17 protein-coding genes and 1 pseudogene are annotated in these 14,837 nt (G+C 68.6%); 11 read left to right on the top strand and 7 right to left on the bottom strand.

All coding sequences use genetic code 11. The features are described from left to right. Positions 1 to 34: 34 nt before the first annotated feature. Together ASF25_RS02985 and ASF25_RS21715 are read right to left on the bottom strand one after the other, a co-directional pair. Positions 35 to 1,122, bottom strand: a pseudogene (locus ASF25_RS02985) (IS3 family transposase); the annotation flags it as partial. 1 nt (position 1,123) lies between these two features. Continuing rightward, positions 1,124 to 1,312 (bottom strand): transposase (locus ASF25_RS21715; RefSeq protein ID WP_156368841.1); only part of this gene is annotated, 189 nt, incomplete at its 3' end. Between the two features lie 229 nt (positions 1,313 to 1,541). Between ASF25_RS21715 and ASF25_RS22495 the strand changes: the two genes are divergently transcribed. Further along, complete coding sequence (locus ASF25_RS22495; RefSeq protein WP_156368833.1) at positions 1,542 to 2,762, top strand: tyrosine-type recombinase/integrase; 1,221 nt, start codon at positions 1,542 to 1,544, stop codon at positions 2,760 to 2,762. Between the two features lie 157 nt (positions 2,763 to 2,919). Further along, entirely contained in the window at positions 2,920 to 3,183 is a 264-nt protein-coding gene (locus tag ASF25_RS02970; protein WP_056166109.1) for a hypothetical protein, read from the top strand. Between the two features lie 2 nt (positions 3,184 to 3,185). On the opposite strand, the gene ASF25_RS02965 is transcribed toward ASF25_RS02970, so the two are convergent. The 4 genes from ASF25_RS02965 to ASF25_RS02950 all read right to left on the bottom strand — a co-directional run bounded on the left by ASF25_RS02965 (position 3,186) and on the right by ASF25_RS02950 (position 6,634). Further along, positions 3,186 to 3,944 (bottom strand): HAD-IA family hydrolase, encoded by a 759-nt coding sequence (locus ASF25_RS02965; protein WP_056166112.1) that lies wholly within the window; start codon positions 3,942 to 3,944, stop codon positions 3,186 to 3,188. After that, complete coding sequence (gene rpe / locus ASF25_RS02960; protein WP_056166115.1) at positions 3,938 to 4,615, bottom strand: ribulose-phosphate 3-epimerase; 678 nt, start codon at positions 4,613 to 4,615, stop codon at positions 3,938 to 3,940. Before rpe ends, ASF25_RS02965 begins: the two co-directional genes overlap by 7 nt. Before the next feature lie 72 nt (positions 4,616 to 4,687). Beyond that, positions 4,688 to 5,548: a phosphoribulokinase gene (locus ASF25_RS02955; protein WP_056166118.1), complete on the bottom strand. Its 861-nt coding sequence runs from the start codon at positions 5,546 to 5,548 to the stop codon at positions 4,688 to 4,690. Between the two features lie 27 nt (positions 5,549 to 5,575). After that, on the bottom strand, positions 5,576 to 6,634 hold the full coding sequence (locus tag ASF25_RS02950; protein ID WP_056263226.1) for a class 1 fructose-bisphosphatase: 1,059 nt from the start codon (positions 6,632 to 6,634) through the stop codon (positions 5,576 to 5,578). 175 nt (positions 6,635 to 6,809) lie between these two features. Here ASF25_RS02950 and ASF25_RS02945 point away from each other — a divergent pair, with 175 nt between their 5' ends. Then, a complete protein-coding gene (locus tag ASF25_RS02945; protein WP_056166124.1) occupies positions 6,810 to 7,766 on the top strand; it encodes a LysR family transcriptional regulator in 957 nt (318 codons plus the stop codon). Further along, on the top strand, positions 7,763 to 8,983 hold the full coding sequence (locus ASF25_RS02940; RefSeq protein ID WP_056166127.1) for an FAD-dependent oxidoreductase: 1,221 nt from the start codon (positions 7,763 to 7,765) through the stop codon (positions 8,981 to 8,983). The genes ASF25_RS02945 and ASF25_RS02940 overlap by 4 nt, the downstream gene beginning before the upstream one ends. Before the next feature lie 105 nt (positions 8,984 to 9,088). On the opposite strand, the gene ASF25_RS02935 is transcribed toward ASF25_RS02940, so the two are convergent. Beyond that, the gene (locus tag ASF25_RS02935; protein ID WP_244472873.1) at positions 9,089 to 9,376 is read right to left on the bottom strand and encodes an XRE family transcriptional regulator; all 288 of its coding nucleotides are present in this window, start codon (positions 9,374 to 9,376) and stop codon (positions 9,089 to 9,091) included. 317 nt (positions 9,377 to 9,693) lie between these two features. Here ASF25_RS02935 and ASF25_RS02930 point away from each other — a divergent pair, with 317 nt between their 5' ends. The 7 genes from ASF25_RS02930 to ASF25_RS02905 all read left to right on the top strand — a co-directional run bounded on the left by ASF25_RS02930 (position 9,694) and on the right by ASF25_RS02905 (position 14,810). Beyond that, entirely contained in the window at positions 9,694 to 10,197 is a 504-nt protein-coding gene (locus ASF25_RS02930; protein ID WP_056166130.1) for an META domain-containing protein, read from the top strand. Between the two features lie 131 nt (positions 10,198 to 10,328). After that, positions 10,329 to 10,502 (top strand): hypothetical protein, encoded by a 174-nt coding sequence (locus tag ASF25_RS22490; protein WP_156368832.1) that lies wholly within the window; start codon positions 10,329 to 10,331, stop codon positions 10,500 to 10,502. 35 nt (positions 10,503 to 10,537) lie between these two features. Beyond that, on the top strand, positions 10,538 to 11,659 hold the full coding sequence (locus ASF25_RS02925) for a glycosyltransferase (RefSeq protein WP_156368831.1): 1,122 nt from the start codon (positions 10,538 to 10,540) through the stop codon (positions 11,657 to 11,659). Positions 11,660 to 11,825: 166 nt separating this feature from the next. Further along, a complete protein-coding gene (gene cysK, locus ASF25_RS02920) occupies positions 11,826 to 12,800 on the top strand; it encodes a cysteine synthase A (RefSeq protein WP_056166134.1) in 975 nt (324 codons plus the stop codon). Positions 12,801 to 12,900: 100 nt separating this feature from the next. Next, positions 12,901 to 14,166 carry a DUF2254 domain-containing protein gene (locus tag ASF25_RS02915; protein WP_056303106.1) on the top strand — a complete coding sequence of 422 codons (1,266 nt, stop codon included), beginning with the start codon at positions 12,901 to 12,903 and terminating at the stop codon, positions 14,164 to 14,166. A gap of 52 nt (positions 14,167 to 14,218) precedes the next feature. Continuing rightward, a complete protein-coding gene (locus ASF25_RS02910) occupies positions 14,219 to 14,557 on the top strand; it encodes a hypothetical protein (RefSeq protein WP_056166140.1) in 339 nt (112 codons plus the stop codon). Positions 14,558 to 14,561: 4 nt separating this feature from the next. Beyond that, positions 14,562 to 14,810 carry a hypothetical protein gene (locus ASF25_RS02905; RefSeq protein ID WP_056263240.1) on the top strand — a complete coding sequence of 83 codons (249 nt, stop codon included), beginning with the start codon at positions 14,562 to 14,564 and terminating at the stop codon, positions 14,808 to 14,810. Positions 14,811 to 14,837 lie beyond the last annotated feature (27 nt).

The raw sequence follows: 14,837 nt of genomic DNA, 5'->3' as shown, positions 1-14,837 counted from the left end.
TGGCCTGCCCCCATTCAGTGGCCCAGGTTTGAAGTTAGTGCATCGTCGGTCGTGTGACGATGGCAGGGCGAGCGGACGGCACTGATCCGCTCGGTTCGGTCGGCCAGAGGACGACCTCTGGCGCAGGCGGGTGGTAGCCAAGCGACGAGTGCGGTCGGAGGGTGTTGTAGTGCCTCCGCCATTGCTCGATCACGACGCTGGCCTCCTTGAGGGTGTAGAACACCTCGCCGTTGAGGAGTTCATCCCGCAGCTTTGCGTTGAAGCTCTCGCAGTAACCGTTCTCCCACRGACTGCCCGGCTCGATGTAGGCGGTCGTCGATCCAACCGCTGCGATCCAGTCCTGAACCGCTTTGGCAATGAACTCCGGTCCATTGTCGGAGCGGATATGACCCGGCACACCGCGAAGGCTGAACAGGTCCGTCAGCACGTCGATCACGTCGAGGGCCTTCAGCTTGCGTGATACACGGATCGCCAGGCACTCACGCGTGAACTCATCAATGACGTTCAGCATCCGGTACTTGCGCCCGTTGTGCGTGCGGTGCTCGACGAAGTCGTAGGACCAGATGTGGTCGGGCCGCTCCGGCCGCAGCCGCACGCACGAGCCGTCGTTGAGCCAGAGGCGCGACCGCTTCGGCTGGCGAGCGGGAACCTTGAGGCCCTCGCATCGCCAGATCCGTTCGACGCGCTTCACGTTCACCGTCCAGCCATCGCGCCGGAGCAAGGCCGTGATCCGACGGTAGCCGTAGCGTCCGTACTGCAGCGCCAGGGCGACGATGGCAGCCGTCAAAGCAGCCTCGTCCTCGACCATCACGGCGACTTTGCGCTGSGTCGAACGATGCTGACCCAGGACACGGCAAGCGAAGCGTTCGGACACACCGTGCTCGGCAACGACGTAAGCGACACAAGCCCGGCGGCGAGCCGGGCTCAGAAGTTTCCCGAAGCCGCCTCCTTCAAAATGAGCTTCTCCAGCGTCAGGTCCGAGATCGCCCGACGCAGACGCAGGTTCTCCGTCTCCAAGGACTTCAGCCGCTTGACCTGATCACCCTTCAGACCGCCGTACTCGGAACGCCAACGGTAATAAGTGACCTCGGTCACCTCGATCGAACGGATTGCTTCAGCAACNCAAGGACTTCAGCCGCTTGACCTGATCACCCTTCAGACCGCCGTACTCGGAACGCCAACGGTAATAAGTGACCTCGGTCACCTCGATCGAACGGATTGCTTCAGCAACCTTGCGACCCTGCGAGACCAGGACATCTACCTGCCGCAGCTTAGCGACGATCTCTCCAGCCGTATGATTCTTCCGTCCCATAAAAACATCCTCCAAATGACCCAAGGCCATACATCAGGGAGGACCACTTTTCAGGGGGCAGGCCACCTTAGCGACGATCTCTCCAGCCGTATGATTCTTCCGTCCCATAAAAACATCCTCCAAATGACCCAAGGCCATACATCAGGGAGGACCACTTTTCAGGGGGCAGGCCAGGCTGACCACCCGACGATTCCGACAGTTCCAAACTAGGCGGGAAGCGGATGGGTTTTTGACCAGAGCTAAGAGCGAGGTCGCCGCCGGTAGTCATGTGCCGGACCGGACAGCCAGCACGGTCGACCAAGCCTATGAACTGCTTATCACGGCGCTGGAGACGGACCATGCCGCGAGATCAACGATAGAGAATTACCGGACCTATTTCGGAGGCCACGTCCGCCCCTATCTCGGTTCTCGACTTCTCCCAAAGCTTCATCCCGCCGACATTGGAGATTGGCTGGAGCGATTGAAGGCAGAGGGGCGCACGGACGACACCTGCCGGCGGGCGCGGGTTGTGCTGGGCGCGATTTTCGACGAGGCGATTCGTCGGCGTCTCGCGTTTGCTAACCCCGTACGGTCGCTGCGTAGCCGGAGGAAGACGCGGCGCGCTGAGATCCGTGAGGCAGAGGATACGATTCGCATACCAGAGCGAGAGGCCGTTCGCGCAATGTTGGCGACTGCGGCGGACGTAGATGGCCTGTTCCTCATAGCTCGGAAGCGCACGGAGTTGGGCCTCAGAACGATCGAGGTCCGACGTGTATCGCCAGATCACCCTATCAAGGCGATGCGGGCATTTAGGGCAGAGCATCAGGGAGCCGAGGTGGAGGGGTTTCGCCCGACGTCGTGGTTGCGCCCCATGATGGCGACGATGGCCCTGGCTGGCCTACGCATCGGGGAAGCAAGGGGCCTTGCGTGGGGACGGGTCCTCCCTGAGCACCTCGAGGTGCGCGAGGGCGTTGACCGGTTCAACACCCTAGACCGGGTGAAGACGGTCGCCGCACTGCGCAGCATCCCTATCGGGCCGCAGCTCGCCACGATCCTGGCAAACTGGCAGGCCGCGGCGGGCCGCTCAAATGGCTTGGTGTTCCCATCTGACGTGGCGACGCCGTTGGGCTACCCCAACATCGTCAACCGCCAGATTGGCCCCCTTCAAATTGCCCTCGGAATCGTCGCCGCCGATGGGTCCCCCCGGTGGACGCCGCACAGCTTCCGTCACTTTGCCGTGTCGCTCTGGATCGACGAGGGAGCCAACATCAAGCAGGTAAGCGAATGGGCCGAGCATGAGTCGCCCGAGTTCACACAGCGCGTCTACGGCCACCTATTTGCCGCCGGCCGCGCGGATCGGCGCGCCGCCACGGCAGGCGAGCTTTCGGTTCTTGGCGCAATTGAGCCTGCAACACAGACGCAACACGGCAACGACAACACCGTGAAAAACAGCGTTGCGGCAATAGTTTAGATATCTGGCTGAACCGCCTTGTAAGCGGTAGGTCGCGAGTTCAAGTCCCGCAACCGGCACCACTTTTCCGATCCAGATTCGACCGCCCGACACTGGGTCGTCATTCCGGCGCACCGCATGCATTGCCGTGGCCGGCCGTTCAGGCCTATCCCACCCCATGACCGAAAAGCTGACGATCCTCGCCCTGTGCGACCTCGGACTCATCGCGGAGGCCGAGGTGGAGGCCGCCATCGCGGCCTTCATGGCCGATCCGATGGCGCTGCCCTACACGTTCAAGGAGGGCTACCGGCTCAATCTCGGCAAGGCGATACGCCGACACCCGGGTGCCAACGACTTCGTCAACCGCTCCGACGCCGGCCCGCAGCTCAAGCGCCCGTTCGTGCGCGCCGCCATCCTGCAGGCCCGGCCCGAGCGGGAATAGGTCTACGCCTCGGCCTCGCGGGTGTCCTGCCAGGCCCGGAGGCCCGCGAGGGTGACGACGTGACCGGGCCAGGCGGTGCCGGACAGCAGCGTATGCGGCGCGTCCGGTTCGCCGAGGTCCGAAACGGCCGAGAACGCGCCGTCGAGGCGGTGGGTCCCGGTGTAGCGGCTGCGGGTGGCGATGACCGGCAGCCCGGCATCGAGGGCCGAGCGGATGCCGGCCACGGAATCCTCGAACGCGATGGCCTCGGAGGCATCGACGCCGAGGCGCGCCAGGGCGAGTTCGAACACGTCGGGCGCGGGCTTCTTGCGGGCGGCCTCGTCGCCGCAGGCGATCACGTCGAACGGGACGTCGCCCCGGGGGAAGTTCATCCGCAGCAGGGCCTCGACGTTGGGCCGGCTCGTGGTGGAGGCGACGGCGAGACGCAGGCCGGCGGCCCGGGCTTCCGCGACGAGTCGGGCGATGCCGGGGCGCAGGCCGAGGCGCCCGTCCTCCACCAGTTCGCCGTAGATCCGGGTCTTCCGATCGTGGATCTCGGCCAGGCGTGGACGAAGGGCGGGCAGATCCCCGGCATGCCGGGTCTCGACGTAATGGGCGAGGCGCTCCTTGCCGCCCATCACCGCGAGCAGGTCGGCGTAGAAGGCCGAGTCCCAGGACCAGGGCAGGTCCATCTCGGCGAAGGCTTGGTTGAATGCCTGCCGGTGGAGGTCTTCCGTTTCGGCCAGCGTCCCATCGACGTCGAAGATCAGCGCCCTCAGCATGACACCGGATCGCCGCCGGCATTGGCGCGGATCGCCGCGATCCGGTCGGCGTAGCCGGCCGGGCCACCCTTGAACACGGCGTTGCCGGCCACGAACGCGTTCGCGCCGGCCCGCGCCGCGAGCCCCACGGTCTCGGGGGTGATGCCGCCATCGACCTCGATGTCGAGGGGACGGCCGGCCGCCATGGCGCGGATGCGGGCAATGGTCTCCAGGGTCGAGGGGATGAAGCTCTGGCCGCCGAAGCCCGGATTGACCGTCATCACCAGCACGAGGTCGACCATGTCGAGGAGGGGTTCCACGGCGGAAGCCGGCGTACCGGGGTTGAGGGCGATGCCGGCGCGCTTGCCGAGGTCGCGGATGGTCTGGAGCGAACGGTGGATGTGGGGACCGGCCTCGACATGGACCGAGATGGTGTCGGCCCCGGCCTCGGCGAACGCCGCGAGGTAGGGATCGGCCGGGGCGATCATGAGGTGCACATCGAAGGGTTTCGTGCTGTGGGGCCTGAGCGCCTTCACCACGGCGGGCCCGAAGGTGAGGTTGGGCACGAAATGCCCGTCCATCACGTCGAGGTGGATCCAGTCGGCCCCGGCTTCCGAGACGGCGCGCACCTCGGCGCCGAGCTGGGCGAAATCCGCCGAGAGGATCGAGGGCGAGATGATCGGGCTGGTCACGGTTCTGTCCTCTCGGGCGCGCGGCGCCCTTCAACGCGTGCGGCGTGCGCCTCACGCCAGGCGGCGCGGTTCCTACGCCATACGGCGCTTGCGCTCGACGAGTTGCATGATGATCGGGGTCAGGATGAGCTGCATGGCGAGGTCGAGCTTGCCCCCCGGGATCACGATGGAATTCGCCCGGCTCATGAACGAGCCCTGGATCATCGAGATGAGGTAGGAGAAGTCGATCCCCTTGGGGTCCTTGAACCGGATCACCACCAGGGATTCGTCGGCGGTGGGAATCCACCGGGCGATGAACGGGTTCGAGGTGTCCACCGTTGGCACCCGCTGGAAGTTGATGTCCGTCCAGGTGAATTGCGGGCAGATGGTCTGCACGTAGTCGGGCATCCGCCGCAGGATCACGTCGGTGACGGCCTCCGTCGAGTAGCCCCGGGTCGAGCGGTCCCGGTGCAGCTTCTGGATCCATTCGAGGTTGATCACCGGCACGACGCCGATCTTGAGGTCGGCGTAGCGGGCGAGATCGACGTTGTCGTCGACGACGCAGCCGTGCAGGCCTTCGTAGAACAGGAGGTCCGAGCCCGGCGCGAAGCTCTCCCACGGGGTGAAGGTGCCGGGCCGCGTGCCGTAGAGTTCGGCGGCGGCCGCGTCGTGGACGTAATGCCGGGTGCGGCCCGTGCCCGATTCGGCGTAGGTGCGGAACACCTCCTCGAGCTCGGGCAGGAGGTTGGCGCGCGGCGCGAAGTGGCTGAGGGTCGGTTCGGCCGCCATGGCCTTGCGCATGGCGATGCGGTCCAGGGCGTGGAACGCGTCGCCCTCGATATAGACGGCGCTCACGTCCTCGCGGCGGAAGATCTGCTCGAAGGTGTTGCGCACCGAGGTGGTGCCCGACCCCGACGAGCCCGTGACCGAGATGATGGGATGACGCGACGACATGCGTTCTGGCCCAGGCGACCCCTACCGCTAGCCGCGCATCAGGCCGCGCTGCCCGAACAAGGGCGAGCGCCCGGCCGCCGGATTGCGGCCGCCATAGTACTTGGCCACGCACGCCACCTCGTCGGCCGAGCCGAAGATCAGCGGCACGCGCTCGTGGATGGCGCTCGCGCAGATGTCGAGGATGCGGCGCTCGCCGTCGATGGCGCCGGCGCCCGCCTGTTCCATGAGGAAGGCGATGGGAGCGGCCTCGTAGAGGAGGCGCAGGCGCCCCTGCGCGTAGCCCTTGCGATTGTCGCCCGGGTACAGGAACACGCCGCCGCGCAGGAGCACGCGCTGGGCGTCGGACACGAGGGAGCCGAGCCAGCGCATGTTGAAGTCCTTGTCGAGGGGGCCTTCCGCGCCGCGCAGGCAATCCTCGATATAGGCCTTCACGGGGGTGTCCCAGTGGCGGGCGTTGGAGGCGTTGATGGCGTATTCCTTGGCGGCAGCCACCACCTCCATGCGCGGGTGGGTCAGGCGGAAGGCGCCCTCCGCCCGGTCGAGGGTGTAGGTCTGCGTGCCGTGGCCGAGGGTCAGCACCAGGGAGGTGGCCGGGCCGTAGGTTACGAAGCCGGCGGCGCGCTGGAGCGTGCCGGGCCCCGTGAACGAGCCGAGGGGGTTCTCGGGCGTCGAAGCCGTCGGCCAGATGCCGAAGATCGAGCCGACCGCCATGTTGACGCCGATGTTCGACGAGCCGTCGAGGGGATCGATGGCCACCGCCAGCGGTGCGCCGGGGTTGAGAAGCATCACCCCTTCGGATTCCTCCGAGGCGACTTCGGAAACGGGCGCCCCGCGCAAGGCCTCGGTGAAGCGCTCATGGGCCAGCACGTCGAGGAATTTCTGAACGTCGCCGTCGCTGTTCTGCGCGCCCTGGGCGGCGAGGTCGCCGGCGAGGGCACCGCGCCCGATCACCGTGCTGACCTCGATGGCCGCCGTGGCGCAGGCCGCGATCACCTCGGCGACATCGGACAGCGTCGGGTCGGCGGCGACGGCCGCGGCGAGGCACGCATCGAGGCGAGACCCGATCTCCAGAGATCCCATCGACATCGGCTCACCTTCTCTCAGGATTCATCGTCCGCACGTAGGCCACCGCCCACGCCGCGTTTTCATCTCCTTGCCACGAGTGGGCCCGTGACAACCAGAGCGCTGGAGGGCGCGTCCTCATCAAAACAAGGAATTTGAAAAAACTTGCGGGCGGTTCCAAAAAAACTAAAACCGGCCCATGCGCAACCTTTCCCTGAAGCAGCTCCAGGCCGTCGCGGCCGTCGCCCGACTCGGCACGATGACCCGGGCGGCCCAGGAACTCAACGTCACCTCCGCCGCCCTCTACGCGCGCATCCGCCAGTTGGAGGAGGAGGCGGGCCTGCTGCTGTTCGACCGGACCCCCACGGGCCTCCGGCCCACGGATGCCGGCCGGGAGATGCTTTGGGCCATCGACAGCATCAACACCGTGCTGGAGACCTGTGCCGACCGGCTGGAGACCCTCAAGGGCGGCGCTGGCGGGCGGGTCGCCATGGGCGTGGTCTCCACGGCGAAGTACTTCGCCCCCGGCATCATCTCGGGCTTCGTCGGCACGCATCCGGCCGTCGAGATCAACCTCGCGGTGGGCAACCGCGGCAACATGGTCGAGGCCCTGCGCAACTACGAGATCGATTTCGCCATCATGGGCCGGCCACCGCGGGATTTCGCCATCGAAGCGGAGACCTTCGGTGTCCACCCCATCGTGGTCGTCGCGGCGCCGAGCCACCCTTTCGCCGGCCGCACCGGACTGACCCGGGAGGATCTGGCCCAGGAATCCTTCCTCGTGCGCGAGGAGGGGTCGGGCACCCGCACGGTGTTCGAGGAGTTCATGAACGGCATCATGATCAAGCGGGCGCGCCTCGGCATCGATTCGGGCTCCAACGAGACCATCAAGCAGGCGGTGATGGCGGGCTTGGGCATCGCCCTCATCTCGGCCCACACGGTGGCGGCCGAACTCGGAAGCGGCCGCCTCGTCCTCCTGGACGTTCAGGGATTGCCGATCCGGCGCGACTGGTACGCCGTGCGCCGGGCCGACAAGGTGCTCGGCCCGGCCGCCGCCGCGTGCTGGGATTACGTGGTCAAGGATGGCGGCCGCTGGCTGCCGCAACTCGCCCTGGTGCCGCGGGTCTCGGCGGTCACCGCGGAGTTCGAGGCGTGAGCGCGGGCGTGGTGGTGGTGGGTGCCGGGCAGGCCGGCTTCCAGCTCGCCGCGTCCCTGCGCGAGGCGGGCTACGCCGATCCCATCACGCTGCTGGGCGACGAACCGGATCTGCCGTATCAGCGGCCACCCCTGTCGAAGGCCTATCTCGCGGGCAAGACCGACGCGTCCGGCCTCGAACTGCGCCCGGCGGCGTATTTTTCGGATCATCGCATCCACCACCGCCCCTCCGTGCGGATCGACGCCATCGACCGGGCGGCGCGGCGCGTGCTGTGCGCCGACGGGACGGCCGTGGCCTACGATCACCTCGTCCTCGCCACGGGCGCGCGCAACCGGGCGCTGCCGGTCCCGGGCGCCGACCTGGCCGGCGTGTTCCAGCTGCGCGGACGTGCCGACGCCGACGGTCTGAAAGCGGCCCTCGCCGATGCCCGTTCGGTCGCCGTCGTCGGAGCGGGATTCATCGGGCTCGAATTCGCGGGCATCTGCGCCGCGCGCGGCCTGTCCGTCACCGTTCTCGAATCGGCGGAGCGGCCGATGGCCCGGGCCGTCTCGGCCGAGACGGCATCGTTCTTCACCCGCGCCCACGGGAATGCCGGCATCCGCTTCCTGTTCGGGGCGGGCGTCACCGCCATCGAGGGGGAGAAGGGGGCCGAGACCGTGCGCCTGCGCGACGGCTCATCCCTCGCGGCCGATCTCGTTCTCGTCGGCATCGGCGTGATCCCGAACCAGGCGTTGGCCGAGGCGGCCGGACTCGCCGTCGGGGACGGCGTCCACGTCGATGCGTTCCTCGCCACCGACGATCCCGCCGTCTCCGCCATCGGCGATTGCGCCCGCGCTCCGAGCCGCTTCGCCGATGGCGCGTCCGTCCGGATCGAATCGGTGCAGAACGCCCTCGATCAGGGTCGGTGCCTCGCCGCGCGCCTCGTCGGCCGGCCCGCCGCCTACGACGCGGTGCCGTGGTTCTGGAGCGACCAAGGTCCGCACAAGCTGCAGATCGCGGGCCTGTCCGCTCCGTCCGACGCGGCCGTGGCGCGGCCCGTCGCGTCGGGGCTCTGCGTGTTCCGCTTTCGCGAAGGCCGGTTGTCCGCCGTCGAAACCGTGGATCGCCCCGGCGACCACATGGCTGCGCGGCGCATCCTTGCGCAGGGTCGGACCTTGAGCCCCACCGCGGCCGCCGATCCCGCCCACGATCTCAAGGCGCTGGCGACGGGGCGGTGACGTCCTAAGCAGGGTCTCGTTGGCAAGCCAACGCGAACCTGCTTAGCTTATTGATCTGTCGCAGGTTTTCGACGCGAAACCGGTGACCACTTTTGCGAAACCTGCTTAGCGGTCGTTCTCGGTTGTGAGCGCACCGAGGCGGGTGCCCTCGTCGCCGCCCCGGTCGCTCAGGCGGACGCCGGCCGAGCCGTCCTCCGTGAACACGACGCCCGCCGCCATCAGGGCGCTGCGCAGGGCCTCGATCTGTCCCGAGGCGAGGTCGCTCCCGCCCGATTCGAAGGATTCGACGGTCTCCTCGCCGAACCCGACTTTCCCGGCGAGATCGCCCTGAGACCAGTCGAGCAGCGCACGGGCCGCGCGCGACTGCGCCGCGCTCATGGTGTTCGGGTTCATGCCGCTCGCTCCGCCCTCGTCCGATCCCGCCACCGTGCATACCTCGTTCGCCGTCAGGCCGTCTCGCCTGACCCGACAACGGAGGATGAGCGCCTTCGTTCAACTCAAACCGCTGCGATGGTCCGTGGACGGCTGGAAATCACCTTTCACGGGGTCTTGACCATATTTGTGCTGGAATCTTATCCGATTGGCCCTGGCGCAGGCTCGCTCCGTCGACGGTCCCGCGCGCTCCGCCGCTGCGAATCGTCCCGCGTGAACGAGTGAATTTTCGTCCACCGACGCGACGCGTGCGCGCTTGAACTGAGAAAGGGCCGAGGATGAGAGCGATCCTGATCGCCGCGATGGCCGGTGCCATTGCGGCCAGCGCGGTGACCACCGCCACGCAGGTGCGGGCCCAGATGGGCGGCAACGTCACCGGCTTCGGCAAGGACGCGCGCGAGAAGCCTGAGAAGAAGCAGTATGTGCCCGCCGCCAAGGCGCAGGAGAAGATCTTCCCCCTCGACGCGACCTGGACGGCCGTGAGCCTCAACGGCAAGGCGTTCAGCGGCAACGACCGGCCGAGCTTCATCGTCGACAAGCAGTACCGTGCCCGCGGCTACGGCGGCTGCAACACCTTCGCGGCGACCGCCTTCCCGCTGAAGGAGCAGCACCTCGCCGTCGGCCCCCTCGCGCTGACGAAAAAGCCCTGCGACAAGGGCCTGGGCGCCAGCGAGCAGGATTTCTTCATCGCCCTGCGCACGGCGGCGCAGTGGGACCTCGTCGGGTCGCAGCTCGTGATCAAGAGCCAGAAGGGCGAGCTGCGTTTCGACCGCGCGCTCTGATCGAATCCGGTTCCTCTGTCCTCGTGGCGTTAAGCCCGCGTTGAGGACGATCCGGACTCTACGGATCGAGTTTACCCCTCGTTCAACGCCCCCGGCGCCTGCTGATCCCCATGGCAGGCACGGGGAATTCGATGGGAACGCGGCTGGAATGGACGACGGGAAGCCGCGGATTGCGGGCCGGTGCGCGTGAGGACACGCGCTACACCTTCCTGTCCGGGCCGCATCCCAGTGCCCTCGTCATCGCTTCCGCGAGCGGAGCCTTCGCCACCCTTGCCGTCCTGTGCGTCGCCCTCCTGCGGGCCTGATGCGGGGACGACCATGATGCCGGGCGCCTGATCCCTTGCGCCCCGCGTGTCACGTTATCTCCGGCCTGCGCACGGGCGGGGCCGAGACCATGCTGGTCGCCCTGTGCGGGGGCCTCTTGGCCCGGGGCATGCCGCAGCACGTGGTGAGCCTGACCGGCGACGGCCCCAACGCCGCCGCCCTGGAGCGCCTCGGTGTCACCGTCCATCGCCTCGCCCCGCGCGGGGCCGCCGGCTCCGCCGTCGCGCTGCTGCGCCTCGCGCGGCTGATCCGGTCCCTGCGTCCCGCGGTGGTGCAGGGCTGGCTCTATCACGGCGACCTATTCGCCGCCGGCGCACACCGCCTCGCCGGGGCGCCGCGGGACGCGCTCCTCGCCTGGGGCCTGCGCAATTCCGACATCGATCATGTCCGCTACGGCCGCCTGCTCGCCATCGGCCGGCGCCTATCGGGCTGGCCCGGCCTCGTCGTGTCGAACAGCCAGGCGGGGGTGGATTTCCATCTGGCCGAAGGCTACCGCCCGCGCCGCCTCGCCGTCATTCCCAACGGCATCGACACCGTGCGCTTCCGGCCCGATCCCGCCGCACGGGCCGCCCTGCGCCGCGAACTCGGCTTGTCCGACGAGGCGGTGGTGGCGATTCACGCGGCCCGCCTCGATCCGATGAAGGACCACGCCACCCTCCTGGCCGCCGCGGCGTGCCGGCCGGAGGTCCACTTTCTCCTGGCCGGGGAGGGGACGCTCGGCCTCGACCTGCCGGCCAATGCCCGCGCCCTCGGCCGGCGTGACGACCTCTGGCGAATTCAGGCGGCGGGCGACATCGCCGTGTCGTCCTCGGCTTTCGGTGAGGGCTTCTCCAACGCCGTGGCCGAGGGCATGGCCGCCGGGCTGGTACCGGTCGCCACTTCCGTCGGGGATGCCGGCGCGATCCTGGGTGGCCTCGGGTGCCTCGTGCCGCCGCGTGATCCGGCCGCCCTGGCGGAAGCCCTCCGGGCGATGGCGACCCTGCCTGCACCCGCCCGCCGGGCCGCAGGCCTCGCCGCGCGGGCGCGGATCGAGACGGCCTACGGGGTGGGCGCGATGGCGGAGCGCTTCCTCGCCGCCTGGATCGCAGCGGGCGCGGTGATCGGTGGAGGTGGTCCTCGAACGGGTGGCGGGGAATGAAATTCCAACTTTGTCGGAATGGGCAGCACAAAGATTCTAAGTCGCCCACGGAAGCCCGTTGACGGAGAAGATTTCCCTTTGCCCGCAGGCTGTTGGCGATTGCCTCGCCCCCGCCGACGCGATATCCCCCGGCGCGAGACCGAAACGCCCGCGACAGGAGATCACCATGGCCGAGTCCGTCCACGCCGCCACCCGCACGCCCGGCCACGGCCATATCTTCGGATCCATCACCGAAACCATCGGCAACACGCCCCTGGTGCGCCTCAACCGCATCACCAAGGAGCGCGGCATCGATGCCGAGATCCTGCTGAAGCTCGAGTTCTTCAACCCCATCGCCAGCGTCAAGGACCGCATCGGCGTCAACATGATCGACGCCCTGGAGGCGTCCGGCAAGCTCAAGCCCGGCGGCACCCTGGTCGAGCCGACCTCCGGCAACACCGGCATCGCGCTGGCGTTCGTGGCGGCGGCGCGCGGCTACCGCCTCATCCTCGTCATGCCCGAGACCATGTCCCTGGAGCGCCGCAAGATGCTGGCGTTCCTCGGTGCGGAACTCGCCCTCACCCCCGGCCCGCAGGGCATGAAGGGCGCCATCGCGAAGGCCGAGGAACTCATCAACGAGATCCCGGGCGCGATCATGCCGCAGCAATTCTCGAACCCGGCCAATCCGGAGATCCACCGCAAGACCACGGCCGAGGAGATCTGGAACGACACCCAGGGCCAGCTCGATGCCTTCGTGGCGGGTGTCGGCACCGGCGGCACCATCACGGGCGTCGGCTCGGTCCTCAAGCCCCGTCTGCCCGGCCTCAAGGTCGTGGCCGTGGAGCCGACGGATTCGCCGGTGATCTCCGGCGGCCAGCCCGGCCCCCACAAGATCCAGGGCATCGGCGCCGGCTTCATCCCGGACAACCTCGACCGGTCCGTCGTTGACGAGGTGATCACCGTCTCGAACCAGACCGCCTTCGATACGGCGCGGCTGCTCGCCAAGCTCGAAGGGATCCCCGGCGGCATTTCCACCGGCGGCAACGTCGCCGCGGCCCTCGAACTCGCCGCCCGCCCGGAATTCAAGGGCAAGCGCATCGTCACCGTCGCCTGCTCCTTCGCCGAGCGCTACATCTCCTCGGCTCTGTTCGAGGGCATCTGAGACCGCCTGTGGGGCACGGCCTTTCCCGTGTCCCACCCGCCGGTTTCGGCGAAGCCGTGAGTCCAGGCCACCGACCCCTCGACCAGAACGGTGTGATCCCTTGGCCTCCACGGTGCTCTATCATCTTCGGCGCGGTGCCCGCCGACCGTGGGTGCGGGTCGCCCTGTTCAGCGTGGCGGGCGTGGGCGCGGCCCTCGCCTCGGCCCTGCTCGCCCCCCTGATCCCGCCCGATCTCGGGAACTCCATCGGCGCCAACGCCGTCGACCAGATCCTGTCGCTGCTCGCCACCAGCATGCTGCCGGTGGCGACGTTCTCCCTGGCCACCATGGTCCAGGCCTATGGCGGCGCCACCAACACCGCAACTCCGCGGGCCGTGACGTTGCTCATGGAGGACACCCGCGCCCAGACGGCGGTGGGCAGCTTCATCGGCGCGTTCGTCTACGGTGTCGTCGGTCTCATCGCCCTCAAGGCCCATATCTACGGCGAGCAGGGCCGCGTGATCCTGTTCGGCCTCACCCTCGTCGTCCTCGTACTGGTGGTGGTGACGCTGGTGCGCTGGATCGACACCCTGTCGCATCTCGGCCGCGTCGGGGAGACCATCGACGCCATCGAGGTCGCCGCGAGCGACGCCATCCGGCGGCGGGCGGACGCGCCCTATCTCGGCGGCCTGCCCTGGTGTCCGGCGCCCGCAGGCGCGACCCGGATCGTGGCGGCGCGCGCGGGCTACGTCCAGCATGTCGACGCCGCCGGCCTTCAGGCCGCCGCCGAGGCGAAGGGCCTCGTTGTTCACGTCGCGGCTTTGCCGGGCCGTTTCGTTCATGCCGGACGCCTGCTGGCAGAGATCGCCGCCCCGACCCATGGACCCGTCGACGACGCGACGCAGGCGCGTCTCGTCGCTGCTTTCGTCATAGGGGCACGCCGCACCTTCGACGACGATCCCCGCTTCGGCGTCATCGTCCTCACGGAGGTGGCCTCCCGGGGCCTGTCGAGCGCCATCAACGATCCCGGCACCGTCGTGGACGTGCTCGGGGCCCTGGTGCGCGTGCTCGCCCTCTGGAGCGAGCGGAGGGCCATGGCCCCGGCCGCGCCCCTCCATCCGCGCCTGCGCGTGCCCGGCATCACCACGGACGAGTTGTTCGAGGACGCGTTCGCCCCCATCGCCCGCGATGGGGCCGGTACGGTGACGGTCGGCCTGCGCCTGCAGAAGGCGCTGTCCGCCCTGTACGCGGCGGGTGACGCGGAGTTCGCCCGCGCGGCGCGGCATCACGCCGACCTCGCCCTCGTGCGGGCGGAAGCGGTTCTGTCCATCCCGGCCGATCTGGCGGTCCTGCGGGCGGCCCGCGACGATCTCGGTCGTCCGGATTGAAGCAACCGGGCGCCCCCAGGCGCCGTTGTTCCCGTAACCACGGAGGACACCCATGACCGACGAGCCACGCGAGCGCCCCTCGCTGAAGGATTTCGACGCTTACGCCGATCGCAACGGCCAGGATCTCGGCCAGGACGACGCCCGCGACATCGGCCTTCCCTCCCGGACGCAGGCGGACTTGAGGGGCGATCCGTCCGGCGAGGCGGAGACCGCGCGTATCGCCTCGGGCACGCCCGGCTCCGATGCCACCGACGAGACCGAGGCCGAGACGCCCCCGGAGAATCTGCGCCGCCTCGGCGATGCCGCGCAGAAGTCCGGTGGCCCCGAGGGTGCCGCCGCCGAGGCCATCGATCGGGCGACCGCCCCGGTCGGCACCGACGCGAAGGCCTAGAATCATGGTGGAGAAGTCCAATCCCACCGACGCCGCCACCCGCAAGCCCGACGACGACGTCGGCACCCCCGGCGAGCCGGCCGTAGGCGGTGGCGGTCACACCGCCGATCAATCCGCCATCACCGACCAGACCCCCGGCGGCCTCGCGGACGGGCAACGCAAGGATGACTGGGACCAGGGAGGTGCCCCGGGCCGCAATCCGACCCCTGTCGGCGGATCCTCGGACGGACAATCCGACCGCAGGCGCTCCTGAACCACACGGGTTCCCGCCGAGCATCGA

This window comes from Methylobacterium sp. Leaf100, assembly GCF_001422845.1.
Lineage (GTDB): Bacteria > Pseudomonadota > Alphaproteobacteria > Rhizobiales > Beijerinckiaceae > Methylobacterium.
Note: the sequence above shows the minus strand (reverse complement) of the source record. Positions and strands in the feature narration are given on the sequence as shown.